The 17,243-nt window shown below is 51.2% G+C and carries 15 protein-coding genes; 6 read left to right on the top strand and 9 right to left on the bottom strand.

All coding sequences use genetic code 11. From position 1 onward, the window contains the following. The first annotated feature begins 177 nt into the window (after positions 1–177). Both AB1656_27320 and AB1656_27315 read left to right on the top strand, forming a co-directional pair. The gene (locus AB1656_27320; GenBank protein ID MEW6239109.1) at positions 178–765 is read left to right on the top strand and encodes a TlpA disulfide reductase family protein; all 588 of its coding nucleotides are present in this window, start codon (positions 178–180) and stop codon (positions 763–765) included. A 495-nt stretch (positions 766–1,260) separates the two neighbouring features. Further along, on the top strand, positions 1,261–2,262 hold the full coding sequence (locus AB1656_27315) for a hypothetical protein (GenBank protein ID MEW6239108.1): 1,002 nt from the start codon (positions 1,261–1,263) through the stop codon (positions 2,260–2,262). A gap of 280 nt (positions 2,263–2,542) precedes the next feature. Here the strand turns inward: AB1656_27315 and AB1656_27310 are convergent, their stop codons facing one another. The 8 genes from AB1656_27310 to yacG all read right to left on the bottom strand — a co-directional run bounded on the left by AB1656_27310 (position 2,543) and on the right by yacG (position 11,486). Further along, positions 2,543–3,766, bottom strand: a complete 1,224-nt coding sequence (locus AB1656_27310; GenBank protein MEW6239107.1) for a 6-phosphofructokinase — start codon at positions 3,764–3,766, stop codon at positions 2,543–2,545. Between the two features lie 302 nt (positions 3,767–4,068). Beyond that, positions 4,069–4,836 carry a creatininase family protein gene (locus AB1656_27305; GenBank protein MEW6239106.1) on the bottom strand — a complete coding sequence of 256 codons (768 nt, stop codon included), beginning with the start codon at positions 4,834–4,836 and terminating at the stop codon, positions 4,069–4,071. Continuing rightward, positions 4,814–5,410, bottom strand: a complete 597-nt coding sequence (locus AB1656_27300; protein ID MEW6239105.1) for a shikimate kinase — start codon at positions 5,408–5,410, stop codon at positions 4,814–4,816. The genes AB1656_27305 and AB1656_27300 overlap by 23 nt, the downstream gene beginning before the upstream one ends. Then, positions 5,344–6,201 (bottom strand): shikimate dehydrogenase, encoded by an 858-nt coding sequence (locus tag AB1656_27295; GenBank protein ID MEW6239104.1) that lies wholly within the window; start codon positions 6,199–6,201, stop codon positions 5,344–5,346. The genes AB1656_27300 and AB1656_27295 overlap by 67 nt, the downstream gene beginning before the upstream one ends. 320 nt (positions 6,202–6,521) lie before the next feature. Further along, the gene (gene rpoD / locus AB1656_27290) at positions 6,522–8,273 is read right to left on the bottom strand and encodes an RNA polymerase sigma factor RpoD (GenBank protein ID MEW6239103.1); all 1,752 of its coding nucleotides are present in this window, start codon (positions 8,271–8,273) and stop codon (positions 6,522–6,524) included. 427 nt (positions 8,274–8,700) lie between these two features. Further along, entirely contained in the window at positions 8,701–9,744 is a 1,044-nt protein-coding gene (locus AB1656_27285; GenBank protein MEW6239102.1) for an isocitrate/isopropylmalate family dehydrogenase, read from the bottom strand. Between the two features lie 37 nt (positions 9,745–9,781). Further along, on the bottom strand, positions 9,782–11,344 hold the full coding sequence (gene lnt / locus AB1656_27280; protein MEW6239101.1) for an apolipoprotein N-acyltransferase: 1,563 nt from the start codon (positions 11,342–11,344) through the stop codon (positions 9,782–9,784). Beyond that, positions 11,283–11,486, bottom strand: a complete 204-nt coding sequence (gene yacG, locus AB1656_27275) for a DNA gyrase inhibitor YacG (GenBank protein ID MEW6239100.1) — start codon at positions 11,484–11,486, stop codon at positions 11,283–11,285. The genes lnt and yacG overlap by 62 nt, the downstream gene beginning before the upstream one ends. A gap of 354 nt (positions 11,487–11,840) precedes the next feature. On the opposite strand from yacG, the gene AB1656_27270 reads away from it, so the two are divergent. The 4 genes from AB1656_27270 (at position 11,841) to AB1656_27255 (ending at position 16,901) form a co-directional block, all read left to right on the top strand. Further along, complete coding sequence (locus AB1656_27270) at positions 11,841–12,110, top strand: hypothetical protein (protein MEW6239099.1); 270 nt, start codon at positions 11,841–11,843, stop codon at positions 12,108–12,110. Positions 12,111–12,830: 720 nt separating this feature from the next. Continuing rightward, positions 12,831–13,253: a hypothetical protein gene (locus AB1656_27265; GenBank protein ID MEW6239098.1), complete on the top strand. Its 423-nt coding sequence runs from the start codon at positions 12,831–12,833 to the stop codon at positions 13,251–13,253. A gap of 613 nt (positions 13,254–13,866) precedes the next feature. Next, positions 13,867–14,838, top strand: coding sequence for a glycosyltransferase (locus tag AB1656_27260; protein MEW6239097.1), 972 nt, complete (start codon positions 13,867–13,869; stop codon positions 14,836–14,838). Then, complete coding sequence (locus tag AB1656_27255; protein MEW6239096.1) at positions 14,835–16,901, top strand: hypothetical protein; 2,067 nt, start codon at positions 14,835–14,837, stop codon at positions 16,899–16,901. Before AB1656_27260 ends, AB1656_27255 begins: the two co-directional genes overlap by 4 nt. On the opposite strand, the gene AB1656_27250 is transcribed toward AB1656_27255, so the two are convergent. Further along, entirely contained in the window at positions 16,898–17,203 is a 306-nt protein-coding gene (locus AB1656_27250; protein ID MEW6239095.1) for a lipid-A-disaccharide synthase N-terminal domain-containing protein, read from the bottom strand. The two genes, AB1656_27255 and AB1656_27250, sit on opposite strands and share 4 nt — an antisense overlap. Positions 17,204–17,243: the final 40 nt, after the last annotated feature.

Raw genomic sequence — 17,243 nt, 5'->3', positions numbered from 1 at the left:
ATCCCTGAATCGTCATCCCGCTTGCCAAACGAAATCCTTTATTTCGTCGCCGCCCCCCAACGCCATTTTTTCGCTTCGCGAAATTTATCGATAATCGTCTCATTGCTATTAGGCCAATACAAAACTATAATTTCACTCTATTATGATCTCTATACGCTTTTAAAAAGGAGATTCGATATGCAAAGAATATCGAAATGGTTTTCCGTATTATCAGTCGCGTTATTCAGCTTGGCCATAATGAGTTTCGCTGCGGAAAAGGAAATTCCCAAGGAGCCGGAAGTCGGCAAGGCCGCTCCTCTTTTTTCTGCGCGCACGTTGGAGAAAAAACTGGTAAAGTTGGAAAAGTTGCAAGGGAAATTGGTCTTATTGGATTTTTGGGCCACGTGGTGCCCTCCCTGCCGGGGCGAGATTCCTCACCTGCAGAAAGCGTATGAAAAATACCACAAAAAAGGATTCGAGATTCTCAGCATTAGTTTAGATAAAAAAGCGGAAGACTTGCCGAAGTTTTTCGAGAAGAACAAAATGCCGTGGCTGCATGTTTTCGACGCAACGCGAAACCTATCCGAACTTTATTTCATTGAATTCATTCCCTCTTCGTTTCTAATCGATCCTAAAGGGAAAATCGTGGAGATGGGCGACGCGCTGCGCGGCGAAGATTTGTTCGCAGCCATTGATAAATACATTAAGGACGTCCCCCCGCCCAAAGAAGAGCCACAAGAAAAACCTACAGAAGAAGCAAAAGAAAAACCGGCGGAAAAAGCGTAAGATTGAATCATATCATCCGAATTCATTTAAAATGAAAGGGCGGTTTTCGAATCGCCCTTTTTTGTTCTTCTCCCTTTCGAATGAGATAGCGGCGGATTCCGCAAATTATTTTGAATCACGGATTCCATAGATGAGTTGGATTTCACGGAAGAATTTATTTTCTCATGTTACGCGCAATGGGTAAATAAAGGAATCTCTTACTATTGTCGTTTGAATCGCGATGACGCGAAATAAAAAAGAAAAACACGAAAAAAGAAAAGAAAAACATTTGGCGTAAGGAATCGCGCCGTACAAAAGATTTTTCCGTGAAATCCAAAAGAATCCGCGATATCCGTGATTCGAGTATTTCGTGAAATTCGAGTTTTTTCGTGTTTTCGTGATTCAAAAACGCAAAAGATATAAAACCAATCGCTGCTCTGGGATGGGTATTTCAACAGGCAGGCAAGATGCCTGCGCTCCCAGGCTGCGTAACATGAGTTACTAGGCTATACAATCATGGAATCTGCATTCATTTTCGATATTATTCCCATATGGTTTTCGCCGGAGGTTCCGGAAGAGCAGGCCGCCGCTCTTTTCGACGAAACGCTGGTGGGAGCGGATGCCATCGCGCCGCCGTCCAATCGTTTTCTTTACGTGGACGGCGCGGTTAGAATCGTTCCTCTCGTCCAGCAAGCGGCGAAACGCCATTGTCCCAGCGCCGTAATAGAAGCTGCGCCCCAAAACCAGGGAAAGGGGGCGGGCGTCTTCGCCGGATTGCGGGCGGGTTTGGAAAATCCCCAAATCAAATGGCTCACCGTGCGCGACGCCGACGGCGATCACCGCGCTAACGAATTTCCGCCAATGCTGCAATTGGGCGAACAGATCGAAGCCGAGCGCCCTGGATTGCCGGTTCTCGTCATCGGAGGAAGAAATCGCCTCGATCCGCCGCTGACGCTTTACCGGGCGGTTTACGAGGAATTGCTCAACGGCATGATTCAATCCGCTCTGCAATTTGCTCTTGCGCGGCGCAATTACATCCAGGATCGCGCCTATTTTCGCCAATACGGCGCGGCGCCCGACATTCAATCGGGCTATAAATTGTACAACCGCATGGCGGCGGAGATGGTTTTGCAAGCGTTGTCGAAAGAAGACAAGAATCAAAACGAGTTGCTGCGTTGGGGCGCGGAAATTCCACCTTACGTTTGGGTAGTCCTCAAAGGAGGACTCATCGGCGAAACGCGCCGCTCTACTTGCCGCGAGCAGCCGTTGACCGCCTATGGCTCTATCAAGCGGGCCGAATTTTATGCGCAAAAACTACGGTGGGCATTCAAAACCTGCGAAATTTCCTTATGGAACGCTGCCCGGATCGTGGACAACGAACTGACGTATCATCCTCTAATGTTCGACGGCATGGGACGCATGGAGTTGTTGGCGTTTCGCAAGAACGTCCTGGAACCCCTGAAAAAGCGGGATGCGGACGAGGTTCCTGCTTTTCGCGCTGGTGCGAATCGGCTTTAGAGTATTGATGGGTAAAAGGCAGTCCACTTTGGCGGCTACGCTTCGCTTTTAGTCCACCCTCCAATTTGAATGACGCGCGATGAATGATGAAAAAAATTGATGGGTCAAACGGCGCGACCCATCCTGCGGTTTCAAGGGCAAAAACAACCTTGCCCTTGCCACCCGGCCAAGTCTCCAAGTCTCCAAGTCTCCTTGTCTCTACGATTTGCGAACGAAAATAGAAAAGGCGTACGGTTGTACGCCTTTCTTTGCGGACTTTAGGGAATGCGCGTTACTCCAATTACACTTTGGGAACAGCGGGGGCGAAGAGGCGGGTGGCTACCGGCGCCGGACCCATCAAGGGCAATACGTAATGGCGGAAAGCGTCGGTTACATTGTTGCTTTCCGGCGAAATGAATTCGTCGGGCATGATTTTCGTCTTCGCGGCGATGTCCTCCAATTTGACTAAATCGTACTCCACGGCGTAATTGCCGACGCGCTTGATGACGACGGAGCCGTCAACATTATGCCAAAGCGCAAATTGCGCCGCCTTTTCGCCCACTTCGCGCGCTTCGTGAGCGTCCACTTCGGAGATGCAGCCCAAAAAGCAACGTTGGGGATAGCCGAGGGTATCCGCGCGCACGCGCTTGATGCCCAATTTGTCCTTAATCAAATTGGAGAGAATGTCCCCCAAGGCGCCGGTTCCGGAAAGTTGGACGTTGCCATGCGCGTCTTTTTCCGCCTTGCCGGTAATGCTGACGACGACGGGAACTTCTTTGCCCTTTTCGTCTTTCTCGCCCCATATGCCCTCGGAAACGGCGACGATACAGCGGCCGTTTTTCTTATAGACTGCGTCCACGTCCTTCAGAAATTGTTCCTGATCGAACCGGCGTTCGGGAATATAAACCAAATGGGGGCCGTCGTCGGGGAAATTGCGATAGGCCGCGGAGGCGGCGGTGAGGAATCCGGCGTGGCGCCCCATGACGACGCAAATATAAACGCCGGGAATCGCGCGGTTGTCGAGGTTGGCGCCCGCGAACGCTTGCGCCACATATTTCGCCGCTGAGCCGAAGCCGGGGCAATGGTCGGTTACGACGAGATCGTTATCGATGGTCTTGGGGATGTGCACGCAGCGGCATTCGAAGCCTTCTTCATCGGCGAACAGGTTGACCAAACGGCAGGTGTCGGAAGAATCGTTGCCTCCGATATAGAAGAAATAGCGGATATCATATTTCTTGAACGTTTCGAAAATTCTGCGGCAATATTCCTGATCCGGCTTGTCGCGGGTGGATCCCAACGCGGCGCCGGGAGTCATGCCGATTTGTTCGAGGTTGTGGGACGTGGATTGGCTCAGATCGACGAAATCCTCGTTGACAATCCCGCGGACGCCATGACGGGCGCCGTAGACGTGGGTGACTTGGGAAAATTTGCGGCATTCCAACGCCGCACCTACCAGGCTTTGATTGATGACCGCGGTCGGTCCGCCTCCTTGGGCAATAATTGCTTTACCTTTCAATTCTGCCATTGCATTCGCTCCTCTTAAGCGTTTATCGATTTCCGGCGCGGCCTTCTTTCAAAGTTGAATCGCCGGATTTAGTTTTTTTTTGCTTTCGGATTAAAAAATGTAGGATGGGTCGCGTTTTTCGACCCATCGATAATTGTTATGGCTAGAGTGACCGATGGGTCAAACGACGCGACCCATCCTACGAAACTATCTTATCTATAATGAAAAATTAGAAAAGTAGGATGGATCATGTTTACCAATCCATTGGATTCGATGAATATTGCCATCAATGGATCAAAGGACGCGCCTCATTTAACATAGCATTATTCGTAAGGAAAGTTCTTGTCCATCTCCGCCGCACAGAGTTCTTTCAAGTAGCGTCCTACGCGTTCCACGATGATTTCCGTCAGTTTTTTTCCTTTTTCCGCCGTGGCCTTGCGGGGATCGCCGCATCCCGTGTTTTTCGTTACGATATGCCAGGGGCGCGTAACATGCACCCATTTTTCTTTCATGCCGTCCAAGCGCGGCTGCTTCACCGCCCCATCGTCCGCCAACGACAAATCGACAAGTTCGGGGAACAGATGCAAAGCCAGGCTGGTTTCCATTTCCCCCGCATGATCGCCCGCGTCTTCGAACAGTTCGGAATAACGATCCTGCGCCACTTCATACCAATTCACTAAACTGAGATGAACCGTAGTTTTGCCGAAGAATTCCCGCAGCGTATGCTTGAGGCTGTTGCCTCCATGCCCGTTCAGAATCACCAATTTTCTGATTTGATGAAGTTCGATGGAAACGATGATGTCGCGGATTATGACGTCGAGCGTGGAGGGATTGAGCGAGAGCGTCATAGGAAAACCGAGAAGATTGGAATCGACGCTGAAGGGCAAACAGGGAAGCAGGGCTACTTTCGCGCCGAGCGAATAGGCCCGCTCGCAGATCAGATCGCCCAGAATCTCCGTCTCGATTGTATCCGTTCCGTAGGGAAGATGGAGGTTATGCGGCTCGGTGGTGCCGATGGGCAGTACGGCCGCTTCGTAAGGATTGTCTTTGACGTAACTGTACTTGACTTCACTCAGCCGCCAAGGCTTCATTCTTTTCTCTCCAGGCTTTTAGGATTCGTTCCACGCATTCGTCGAAAGAGAGTTCGTCGGTGCGTAAGGTAAAATGGGATGCGGCTTCGTAGCGCGGACGGCGCTGCTCCAACACTTGCTTGATTTCGTCTACATGCGATTTCGTTCCGGTCAACGAGGGCCGGTTGGAATCGCACCCGATGCGCCGGGCGATTTCCTGCGTTGAGGCTTGCAGCCAAACGACGAAGCCGTTGCGGCGAAGGTCGTGGATGTTGTCGTCGCGTACGATGACGCCGCCGCCCGCGTCGATGACGACGCCGTCCATCTGCGTCAGTTCTTCGACGAGCAAGCGCTCCTCTTCCCGGAAGGAATCCCAGCCGCATCGTTCCACAAAGGATGAAATTTTTTCGCCGAATCGCGATTCCAGCATTTCGTCCATGTGATAGACGGGGAGATTCAGCGACAAGCGCAGTTGCTCGCTCAGCGCCGTTTTTCCCGTCCCGCGATAGCCAATGAGAACTAGATTCATCAATATCCCAGCGCTTTCTCCACCGCCGTCCGCATGACATCCACCGGCGGCTCTTGTCCCGTCCATAAGCGAAATTGCTCCGCGCCTTGATGAACGAACATGGAGACGCCGTTCAGGATGCGGGCCGAACGCCGCTCCGCCCGCTGCAACAGAAGCGTCTTGGCGGGATTGTAAATCACGTCGAAGACCAAATGCCTTGCGCTAAACCATTCTTCTTCCACCAGGCATTCGTTTACTTTCGGCGACATGCCGATGGGAGTGGCGTTGATGACGATATCGGCGGCAGCCAGTTTTTCGCGCACATGGACGGGATGCAGCGGCGAGACGTCCGTTGGGACGGAGGAATGAACTTGGATATCCGCTAAAAGCGCTTGCGCCATCTCATGATCTTCGTCGCGGCGCAATAGAAAGATGCGCTGCGGTGACCGCTCGCAGGCCAGCGTCAACGCCACGGCGCGCGCCGCTCCGCCCACGCCTAAAATCGCGATGGATGCGCCTTCCACTTTTCCCTGGCTCTCCAAAGCATAGAGCGCGCCGAAGCCGTCGGTGTTGGTTCCCATCAGCCGTCCGTTGTCGTTGGTTACGGTGTTTACGGCGCCAATGCGCTGCGCCAGCGGCGTTATTTCGTCGAGATATTTCATGATCTCGACCTTGTGAGGAATCGTGACTGAAAGTCCCCGGATTTGGAATCCCCGGGCGCCTGCCGCCGCTTTCTCCACGTCTTTCACATGGAATGCGGCGTAGGCATAGTCGAGATTCAAGGCCGCGTAGGCCGCATTGTGCATACAGGGCGAGAGAGAATGTTCTACGGGATCGCCGATGACGGCGCAGATTTTCGTCGTTGCTTTAATTTCCATAATCGTCCATCAGAATCAGGATAGCCAGGATGATAGGATGACCAGTATGCTTTTATCCTGCGAATCCTAGCCTTACCGAACCCGGCATCAAGCGCAGAGTCAAGGGCAGAAAAAACCTTCCCCTTGCCACTCATCCATATTTCCTTATTTCCTTGTTCGCAAATCGATGCTGCATCTTATATTCATTCTTAAAAAAAATGTAGTTGGAAGGAAAATAATAGGCTAGCGGCAACGAGTATTCCATACCTTCGGAGCGATTCAACAAAACAGGGACGGTCGATTGGCCGTCCCCGTTTTCTACGATGTAATTATACTATTTCTTATTCCAAAAAATCCCTCAATTTGCGGCTGCGGATGGGATGGCGCAGTTTCCGCAGGGCTTTGGTTTCGATCTGCCGCACGCGTTCGCGAGTAACGCCGAAGCGGTTGCCGACTTCTTCCAGCGTGCGCTGGTAGCCGTCGCCGATGCCGAAGCGCAGGCGCAGGACGGTTTCCTCGCGCTCCGTCAAAGTTTGGAGCACTTGTTCCATCTGTTCGTCCATGATGTGATCCGCCGTCATGGAAGAAGGGGAGCGGATGGTTTTGTCTTCGATGAAATCGCCGAAATTGGTGTCGCCCTCGTCGCCGACAGGGGTTTCCAGGGAAATGGGCTGCTGAGCGATTTTGAAGACGCCGCGCACTTTTTCCACCGGCATATCGATCAGTTTGGAAATTTCATCGGGCGAAGGCTCCCGGCCCAATTCCTGAACCAAGCGGCGGGAGATGCGAGTCATCTTGTTGATGGTTTCGATCATATGAACGGGAATGCGGATAGTGCGGGCTTGATCGGCGATGGCGCGGGTAACGGCCTGGCGAATCCACCAGGTGGCGTAGGTGCTGAATTTATAGCCGCGCCGGTACTCGAATTTATCGACGGCGCGCATGAGACCGATGTTGCCTTCCTGGATCAAATCGAGGAATTGCAGTCCCCGGTTGGTGTAATTCTTGGCGATGGATACGACTAGTCTCAAGTTGGCTTTGACGACGTCCATCTTGGAGAGATGAGCGGCGTTTTCGCCGTCTTTAATCATTTCGACGATCCGTTCCAAATGCTCCGGTGCGTCTTCCATCTCTTTCTTGCAGCGGAGAAGCCATTTTTGGGCGTTCTGAAAACGCTTACTGGCTTGAATCAGCATATCGCGGCTTTTGCCAGTGCGCTTTTCCAATTCGCTTTTGCCGAAACTGGTATAGCGCAGTTTCTTAAACAAAGAGGTAAGTTCGCCGGCGCTCAATTTGAATTGGGAACAGATTTTCTCGATCTCGATTTTGGCGTCTCTCATGCGGCTGTGATGATTCAAAATCCTTTTGGCGATTTTTCCGATCTGTTCGTGATCGAATTTCATGGAGATGAGAAGGTTGCCCAAGTATCGCTGTTTGCCAAGCAGTTTGGCGCGGCTCTTTTTGGAAATCCGTTTTTCCATTCGAAGCACTTCGCTATGGACTTTTTGAATCTTGGCTAGTTTTTCGCGCAAATCCGCCAAAATCGAAGTACGATCGCTTTCGGAAAAATTTTCCTTAAAGTCGAAATTTTGAATGACGTCCTCGAGTTTCACGTGTTTCTGTTCGAGTTTTTCGATTAAGCGGCCGATTTCGTTGAGCGCCATTTTGCTGAGAGCCAACGCCCGGCATACTTTGAAGCGGCCGGATTCGATTTTTTTCGCCAATTCGATTTCCTGGTTGCGGGTCAAAAGGGGAACGCGTCCCATTTCCCGCAAATACAATCGAACGGGATCGTCGACGCGCGATCTTTCTTCTTCTATCAAATCTTCGTTGGTTTCGTCGTCCTCGCTTTCTTCCGTGAGACCCTTGCAGGAATCCCTCCGGCTCAGAGAATCGTATTCGTCCACAACGGGAATATCCAAATCGTTTAGGACAATGAAGATGTCATCAAGTTCCTCCACGCTTACCGTTTCATCGTTGATCATGCGGTTGACGTCGTCATACGTCAAACAACCGTTTCGCTCCCCGAGTTCAATCAATTTCCTGAATTTCGCATTTCCTTGACGCTCTTCAGCCATTAACTCCTTGGCCATGGATTAAATCTCCCTCTCGTCTCCTAAGAATATGCGCTTTCATAGAGAGGCCGTCACCGCGCATCGCGATGGAGAAACGGGGGGACGCCGCAGAGTCAAAAAGACTCCCTGGAGTCCTCGATGGCGACGCAGCGCCGACGACCTTTCTACTGAGCTTTTTTCCTGAAAAAAGCTCCGCTCTCAACACCATTCAATATGAAACACTCACTTGCAACCTTGGCGGGACTAAAGGGGAGGATAACGCCGAATCGGCGCGGTTTGGGACCGAGAAGCCTATAGTGGGCAGCTTGAACCGAATTGGACATACTCGTGTTCTCGAACTTCGGCCTTTAAACAAACAATTCCTCTCCGAACCCGAAAACCCCAACCCAAATCATTACTGAAGGAAAGTATAGACAGGTCTTGCAAACTGGACAAGAGTTTTTTTTTACGATTTTTTTTCTTTCGAATGCCCGCCGTTCAAGCGCCGCAGACATTCGTCGATGGCGCATTGGGTAAATTCCGTCGTCGAAAGTGAGCCGCCTAAATCGGGGGTGGCCTTTCCTTGAGACAGCAAATCCAGCATCGCGCGGCGCAGCGCTTGGCTTAACTCCAACTCGCCCATTTGTTGAAACAAGAGACAAACGGCGAAGATGATTCCTGTGGGATTGGCGATATTCTTTCCGGCGATATCCGGCGCCGTTCCTCCGGCGGGATCGAACAATCCCAGGCGGACGCTTCCGTCCTCGTTGAAGGAATAATTGCCGCTGCCGCCGATGCCCATCGATCCCACCAAGCCGCAAACCATATCCGATAAAAAATCTCCGTATTCGTTCAACACGACGATGACGCTGTAATCTTGCGGCTTGAGGACGAGTTTAGCGAGCAGGGCGTCGAAAAGTTCGCGGCGATGCGGTACGAGCGGATATTCCTTGGCGATTTCATCGACGACGGATTGAAACAAACCGTCGGTTACGGATTGAATGGTATATTTGGAGGAAGAAGTGACGGTCTTTTTCAATTCCTCCGCCAGGCGAAACGCGAAACGGGCCGCTTCCCGGCAGGGCTTGCGCTCCACGATGCGGATGGAGACGGCGGCTTCCTGTCCGATCATGCGGCCTGGATCTTCATAGGTTCCCCCCGTGGCGATGCGAACCACGTCCACATCGATGGTTTGGGTAAAGTTGGTCTTAAGACCGGGGATGGAGACGACGGGCCGATGGATAACGCTGAAGCCGCAAAGACGCCGCAAGATGGCGTTGGGGCTTTCTCTCGCCGTGATCGTGGGATATTTAATGGCGAAGCGGGTGGCGCGAATCGATTCGCAAGCTTTTTCATAGAGATCCTGGCCGCTGCGGACGCGGTTTTCCAAACTCAGATCGACGGGAATCAACTCCGCTTCGACGGGAAGCCGATCGAATAGCATATGGACGGCGCGGCTTAATTCCGGTCCGATGCCGTCTCCGAGCAACTCCGTAATGGCGCAACCCATCGGCATTCTCCTCTGCTGGAAATTCGCCGCCCCGGCCTTATTGTACACGCGACCGATAGGAAACCAATCCTGGATTCTCTTTCCCTTTTGCGGCGAATGGCAGTTCGAAAGTACATACTCCAGGCTCTTGCGTCGGAAGCGTTTTCAAGACTTTGCCTGTGGGACCGATGACGCCGGTGATTCCCGTATTGGCGGCTCTCGCCAGATAGCATCGGTTTTCCGCCGCGCGGAAAGCCGATTGCAGAAAATGCTGCTCCAATCCCGCCGATCGTTCGAACCAGGCGTCGTTAGTAATATTGATGAAAAAATCGGCGCCCTTGCGGCGCGCTTCGCGCATCTGTCCCGCCAATGTGGATTCGAAGCAGATCGCGGCGGCGAAGGCGGCGCCTTGGCGCGTGGAGAAAATCGTGAGATTCTCCCCGCGTTGGAAAAGACCGGCGCCCGCTTCTTCGATCAACGTTTCGATATGATAGAAAGGCCAGTATTCACCCAGAGGAATCCATTCGCCGTAGGGCACAAGGTGCATCTTATCGTAAGAAGGAACCTTATCCATTTTCACGGGGTATTCCGCCAAGTCCAGATTCGTATCCGGCGAAAGCAGTACGGCGCGGTTCCAATATTTCCATTTTTCTTTTTCGTCGTACTCCGCATAAACTGTTCCGGCGAACAATTCGACGTCCGCTTGTTTTATGAAATCGAGGATTTGTTTCAGCAAATCCGTCTCGTAATTCAAGGGAAAAACGATGGCGCTTTCCGGCCATACGATCAAATCCGGCTTGAAGGAGAGAGCATCGGCGGAGAGTTTTAAATAGCGTTCCAAAGCGTCGCCGCCGGATTCGGATTCTTTCTCTTCCTGTTCGACGCCTCCTTGAATGAGAGCGATGCGAAGGGAAGAGGATAACGCAGCTGAATTTTGTTCCGTTGACGAAGGAGAAAAAACAATCCCAATCATCGCGCATCCAAAGAACGCCGTAAAGAAAAAATGGGGCGGAAGGCAGCATTCGCGCGAAAGGAAAGACAGGCGGCGATTCGTCCATCGCTTTGTCCAATAAACGATCATGGCCGCCAAGGAAAAATTGACGCCCGCCAGGAAGAACGATAGGCCGCTGACGCCGAAATCATAAGCGTACGGCCGCAAGGAATCGCATAAGTACAACGCATGTCCCATATACCCCCAGGCGAAGGAGAGAACGCCCAGCGACCGGAGATATTCCACCAACGCCCATAAAGCGGCGCAGGCGGGAATCGAAAACGAATAGGAAGATAAAAAACCAGCGACGGCGGCTTGCGCTCCAAAAATCAAAGAGAGAAAAACAACCAACAGCGCCAATCCCGGCGGCGCGACAAGACGCAGCCAAAACAAATGCAGCGCATAGAAAACAAAGCCGGTCAGGAATCCCAACCATGCGTTATCCCATCGCCATCCCGGCCGCAGCCGCCACCATAAGGGAACCAGGGCGAAAAAGATCGCCGCGGATAAGTTCCAAGGCGGATAAGCGGCGGCGAGCAGAATCCCCGACGCCAGGCAGGCAGCTAGATCATTCCGGCTCAGATTCCATCTCAGCCAGGATTTCAGCTTCGTTGCAAGGAATTTCTTCACGGATGCGATAATCTCCCATTAGCCAGCGCCCCAGGTCCGTCAACTTACAACGCTCGCTGCAAAAAGGAAACCAACGCGTTTGACGTCCCTCCGGCAGAATAGCGCCGCAATGGCGGCAATGATAGATCGTTGGATTCGTCATGATGGTAAACGTTTCTTAGCAAACAATTCTATGAATGGCATTGTTTCCAGTTTCAAACCTTTTGGGATCGAACGGAAACGATATTCCAATTGTTTGCCGGAATCCGGATGGCCCGGATATTCAAGATAATAAACTTGGATATCCGGATACGGACAATAGCAATGCGCATAGGATGGCGTTGGTTTGCGTTTCGCTTCAATCTACTTTTTTTCTCTATGCAATTCCTAAACATTCTATCGGTTCGATGTCCAAGGAGGAACGACTACTTCAAAAAAAGAAAATTTCGTCAATCCCCAAAAACCAGGATATAATGAAAATAGAAGCAACGAAGGCCGCCAAAGGAGGTTTACGACAATGAACGGATACGAAACCGCCGTCTTTTGGGGCGTATTGATTCTCCTTTTGCTGATGTGCCTCACAACGATGAAAGAATGGGGCCGTTTCGCGAGAAGAGGATACCATCGCCTGGTGGATGCGTTGAAATGGCAACCTTACAAAAACATCATCGCCGGAGAGAATAAATCGGGAAAACATCATATTGCGATCGATGGAGAGGGCGGAGTTTCCGGCCACGGCTCGGCGCATGATAAGATTTTCCCTCGTTCGCGCCGCAGTACGGACTAAGAACGAATGGGATTGTTTTCGTCTCCCGAATGACATCTCATGCGGAGCTGCCCAGCTCCGCATCTCTTTTTTCGATGGACAAATATCCTTAACCATTTATCCGGAAGAAGAAAATTCCTTCGTCCACCCGGCCGCACATTACCCGCAAACACTAAGGCAGTTTCGATGTTTGAATCTGGAAGCTCATACGAAATGCTCTTGGGTTCGATGCGCAGGCTGTGGAAAGGATGGGAGGGCGAGCCACCTGGCGAACGATTGCATCTACTCAGCTTGGCGGGAGCCTCGCAATCCGCGATTCGAAAATTTCGCGAAATTCAAGTATATTCATGGTTTCTCGATGGCATGCGATAAGCCAAATAACATCATCTTGTCTTTCCTTCGAAGCCATTTCCGCCTCATGAAAAACAGCGATTCCCATTCTTTTCCAGTTTTTTCGCTTCCTCAGCGTCATGGATGTCCCGGCCGACTATATCGATTTCCTAGCCATTTCATAAAGTGCAATCCTTAACGCTGCCTTTGGATCATGAATGGAATATAGGAGATGCAATGGAGATGGAAGCCGATCCGTTCGGCGGCAGAACGAATCGACGACGAACATCTCAAAAAAAAATGTTAGCGAAAAATATTAAAATCAGTGTTATTCGCTATAGACAAACTGCATTGCATGTTTTATAATTGGGTAAATTCGTTCCATATTAAAGAGAAAAGGCAGGAATCATAATGGTAAGACCAAGCGCGGAAACCATATTGAAGTCATTCACGCTCGAGGAAATTCTCGATTTGGCGAAGACCAAAGCGCAACGAGATGTTAGCGATCATTTGAACGATTTCAAAAAGCACCTGGATTCGTTCACCCCCGGCTACGCCGCAAAGATCGCTCCCCCGGCTACTACTCGCGGTCCGAAGAAAGGGCAACTGAAACGAGGCCGTAAACCCGGAGGCAAAAAATCCCTTGGCGATTACCTTCTCGAATCCATAGGAAATTCCCCCATGACCATCGACGAAATCATGAGAGCGATCGAATCTAGGGGCTACCGAAGCAAATCCAAAGATCCGCGCCGCGTTCTCTATCTCGAATTGAAAAAACAAGTAGAGAACGGCGGGATCGATAAAACCGGCCGGGGAATGTATAAAATCCGCTAAACGGTCCTGTCGCTATTCTTTAGGGATATACCATTGGACAGGTTGCTGGAATCCGCAAATGGTTAGCGCCATCGAGGGAAGGCGGATCCGTCTTTTTTATACGCCAAGAGCCGTATAATAGAAATATTCTATTGTTTATCAATAACAATAACGAGCCGCAAAAAGAATGTCATTCTTTTTGCGGCTCGTTTGTTTTCCGTTTATTTATATATAAACTAATCGGCGGAGAAAATTAGCCTCCAGCCTTCCGCATGGCGAATTCTATCCCCTGCGATGACAATCGAAATCGTCCGTTTGCCTCATGGTCATTCCCTCAAGCCATCATGAACTGAGGAATACGAAGCGATTGGCGCGCCGATTTCCATATCAACCGGCGCGGCGGAATTTCCCATTCCACATTTAAATCCCTTGCCAAATACTGGCTTCCGCGCGTTTTTGGGATTGCGAGTTTTTTTCGACATGTTAGCGGACAAGACGATCGAATCGATATTATAATAGAGAAAAGTCCTGGTAAGCCTCAGCCAGCGCGGCGCAGGCGCGCCCCTTCGAGGCGGGGAACGAATCTGTATAATTCGAAGAAAAAAAGAGGCTTTTGCGACCGGAATCCAGGTTTATGATGAAACAAGAAGGAAACGGCCCAATCTCTGAATCGAAACGTCCCTATCTATCGATCGTAGTTCCCGCCAAAAACGAACGGGAAACGCTGCGTCCGTTGTACGAGGCCATCTGCGCCGCGCTCGATCCCTTAGGCGAGGATTTCGAAATTATCTTCATCGATGACGGAAGCGGCGACGGTTCATTCGAAACGTTGAAGGAGTTGCATCGACAGGATGCGCGCGTGCGGGCGCTGCGATTTCATATCAATTACGGCAAATCCCCCGCCCTGGCGGCGGGATTCGCCGCCTCTCGCGGATCCGTCATTTTGACGATCGACGCCGATATGCAGGACGATCCGGCGGAAATCCCTCACTTGCTGGAAAAACTGGGCGAGGGGTACGATCTCGTTTCCGGGTGGAAGAAAAACCGCCGCGATTCCCTCAACCGTCGCCTTTTTTCCAAAATCTTCAACGCCGTCGTATCCCGCGCCAGCGGCATTCCCCTTCACGATTTCAATTGCGGATTGAAGTGCTACCGGCGGGAAGTCTTCGACCAGGTGCGCCTTTACGGCGAAATGCACCGCTTCGTCCCCGTCATGGCGGGATGGTACGGCTTCCGGATCGGGGAACTCCCCGTCGCCCATCACCCGCGCCGCTCCGGGCGCAGCCGGTACGGGCGAGAACGCATCATCCGCGGCTTTCTCGATTTCGCCACGGTGATGTTTTTCACCCGTTACGTGCAAAGGCCGTCGCATCTGTTCGGGCGCATCGGCCTTTCGCTGGGACTATTCGGTTTTATTTTCTTCTTGGCAAGCCTGTTTTTTCTATGGTATGATGCTTACGCCGTGGGAGGAATCGTTCTCGCCATCGGCATCTTTCTGACGCTTATGGGTTTTCAGTCGATTTTTCTGGGGCTTGTCGCTGAGATGCTGACCTTTCTGCACCGCCGCGAAGAGCCGCCCTATTTCATCAACGAAAGTTTGGGATGATGGATACAATAAACAACAAAAAAACCATTTTGACCATCCTTTTAGTTGTCCTGTTTACATCGGTTCCCTTTTTAAACAAAGCCTACCATATCGACGATACGATGGTTCTCCATGTGACCAAAGTCATTTTGGAACATCCATTGGATCCCTTTTACGGAGAGATCGATTGGTTCGGCTACGTCGATTCGCTATGGGAAGTAACGACCAATCCTCCCTTTCTCAGCTACTATCTTGCGCCTTTCGCCGCCTTGTCGGATTATTCCGAAATCGTCCTGCACGCCGCTATGATTCCCTTTTTGCTGATGCTGGCTTGGTCGATGGTATGGCTAGCGCGGCGCTTCACGCGCGCCGGCGATTGGCCCTTGCTGTTCGTCATGACCAGCTGCGCCGTCATCGTCTCCGGCAACGTCATGCGCGACGTTCCCGCGGCGGGATTGGGAACGGCGGGCGCGACATTATACATTTTAGGGACCGACCGGGGTAAAAGAAGGCATCTCTTTTTGGGGGCGCTGCTGGCGGGTTTGGCCGTATTGACTAAGTATTCCTCCATTATTTTTCTTCCCGTCATGCTGCTTTATCCCTTTTTCCAACGCAAATACCGCTTGATGCTGTGGGTATGGCCCATCATTCTGCTATTCGGATTATGGTGCCTGCACAATCAAATGTACTATGGGAAGATGCATTTTTACTATCTTTTGTTCGAACGGACCGAACAGTCGGGCATTCCCAAATTAGACAGGATGTTCGGCGCTTTCACCGTCATCGGCGGCATTATTTATTTGGCGCCATTGCTCTTCGTCCATTTTTTGCGTCGGAAGCTTTGGTGGATCGTGGGATTGGGACTATGCGGGCTATTGCTGCTGCGCCAACAATATCATATCGATTACAACGGAAAATATCAGTTCGCTGCTTACTTGTTGGGCGCCGCCGGGGGAGCGATGCTTACGATTTATTTGCTGCAAGGCTTAGCATATATTATCGATAACCTTGGCCGCCTAATCCTGCAAACGGCGGCAGCGGTTATCCTATTATTATTGTTATGGTCTTTCTTCACTTTCTATCCCGGCCCACTTTCTTTCTGGCATTACTTCATCGGGTGCGCCGGTGGCGCAGCCGTCCTTCTCTGCTTCGCCAAGGATGGAAAACGAGCTGCCGCATCGCTTTCGAAGTCCGTTAGCCAATGGCTGCCTCAACTCGTTGGATTAAGCCTTTTCCTTCTCGCAGTATGGGAAATGAATCGGTTTTACAAAGGCAAACCTTCCTTGGAATTTTATTTTTGGGCGATTACCGGTTTGCTGGTATTGATGTTTTGTCTTTATGAGGGTTTGCATCGTGGAATCGCTTATCTAAAAACTTTTCAACCGGGAGAAGAGGCGGATTCGCTCTTTCTCTTCGCCTGGCTTTGCGCGCCGGTGCTTTTCAGCATTCTCTTCGCGCCTTTTCAGGCCGTCAGGCACCTCATCGCGGCGCTTCCGCCTTTGACGCTGTTGGCGTTTCGATATTTGGATCGTCAGCCCAAATTGTCGCCCGCCGCGTTGAAATACGGCCTTTTCTTCACTCTCGCCATTCAAACGGCGATGGCGTTTCTGATTCAGACGGCGGATATGGAATACGCCGACAGTTACCGCTCCTTCGCCCGCTATGCGAAAGAGAAATGGAGTTCGAACGATTATCAAACATGGTACGTCGGCGCGTGGGGTTGGAAATTCTATTGCGACCGCGAAGGCTTCCGGCAGGTTTCCCGCTACCAGGAATTCCCCAAGGAAGGGGATATTCTTTTATGGCCTCAAGAAATTTTGATCGGTTACGTTTTCTTCACTCGTAAAAATTTCCCCAAACATCTAGGCGAGCCCATCGATAAGGCCGTCTATCATGGACTTATTCCCATCCGCACGATGAACTTTGGACGGGGCGCCGGTTTTTACTCCAATGTCAGCTGTTTCGGCCGAATCATGCTGCCGTACCAGTTGTTCGATACCTACGATCCCGACATATTGAAAGTCTATCGCGTTCCCGCCATTCCGCCGGAAGAGGAAGAAAAAGGCGAAGCGCCATCTTCCTAAGCGGCGTCCGGCAGCGTATCGACGTCCCGGCTCTTTTTGGCGTAGATCAGATACAAATTGCGCCCGTAAATCAAACTATTGAAGAGATAACTGGGTATCATCACCGGATCCGACCGCCGGATGGAATAGATCAACAACAGCGTGCTTCCAACAATGCTCAAATACCAAAAGGAGATGGGAATCACGCTTTCTTTCTTTTTTTCCGACGCGATCCACTGCACGATAAACCGCATGGAGAAGGCGATCAAGCCGATCATTCCGATCGCCATCCAAAACCATCCCAGTTCCTGCACTTGGGACATGATTTGACCGTATTTCGTTCCCATTTCTTTCAAACATCAT

Source organism: Candidatus Omnitrophota bacterium (genome assembly GCA_040755155.1).
Taxonomy (GTDB): Bacteria; Hinthialibacterota; Hinthialibacteria; order Hinthialibacterales; family Hinthialibacteraceae; genus JBFMBP01.
Note: the sequence above shows the minus strand (reverse complement) of the source record. Positions and strands in the feature narration are given on the sequence as shown.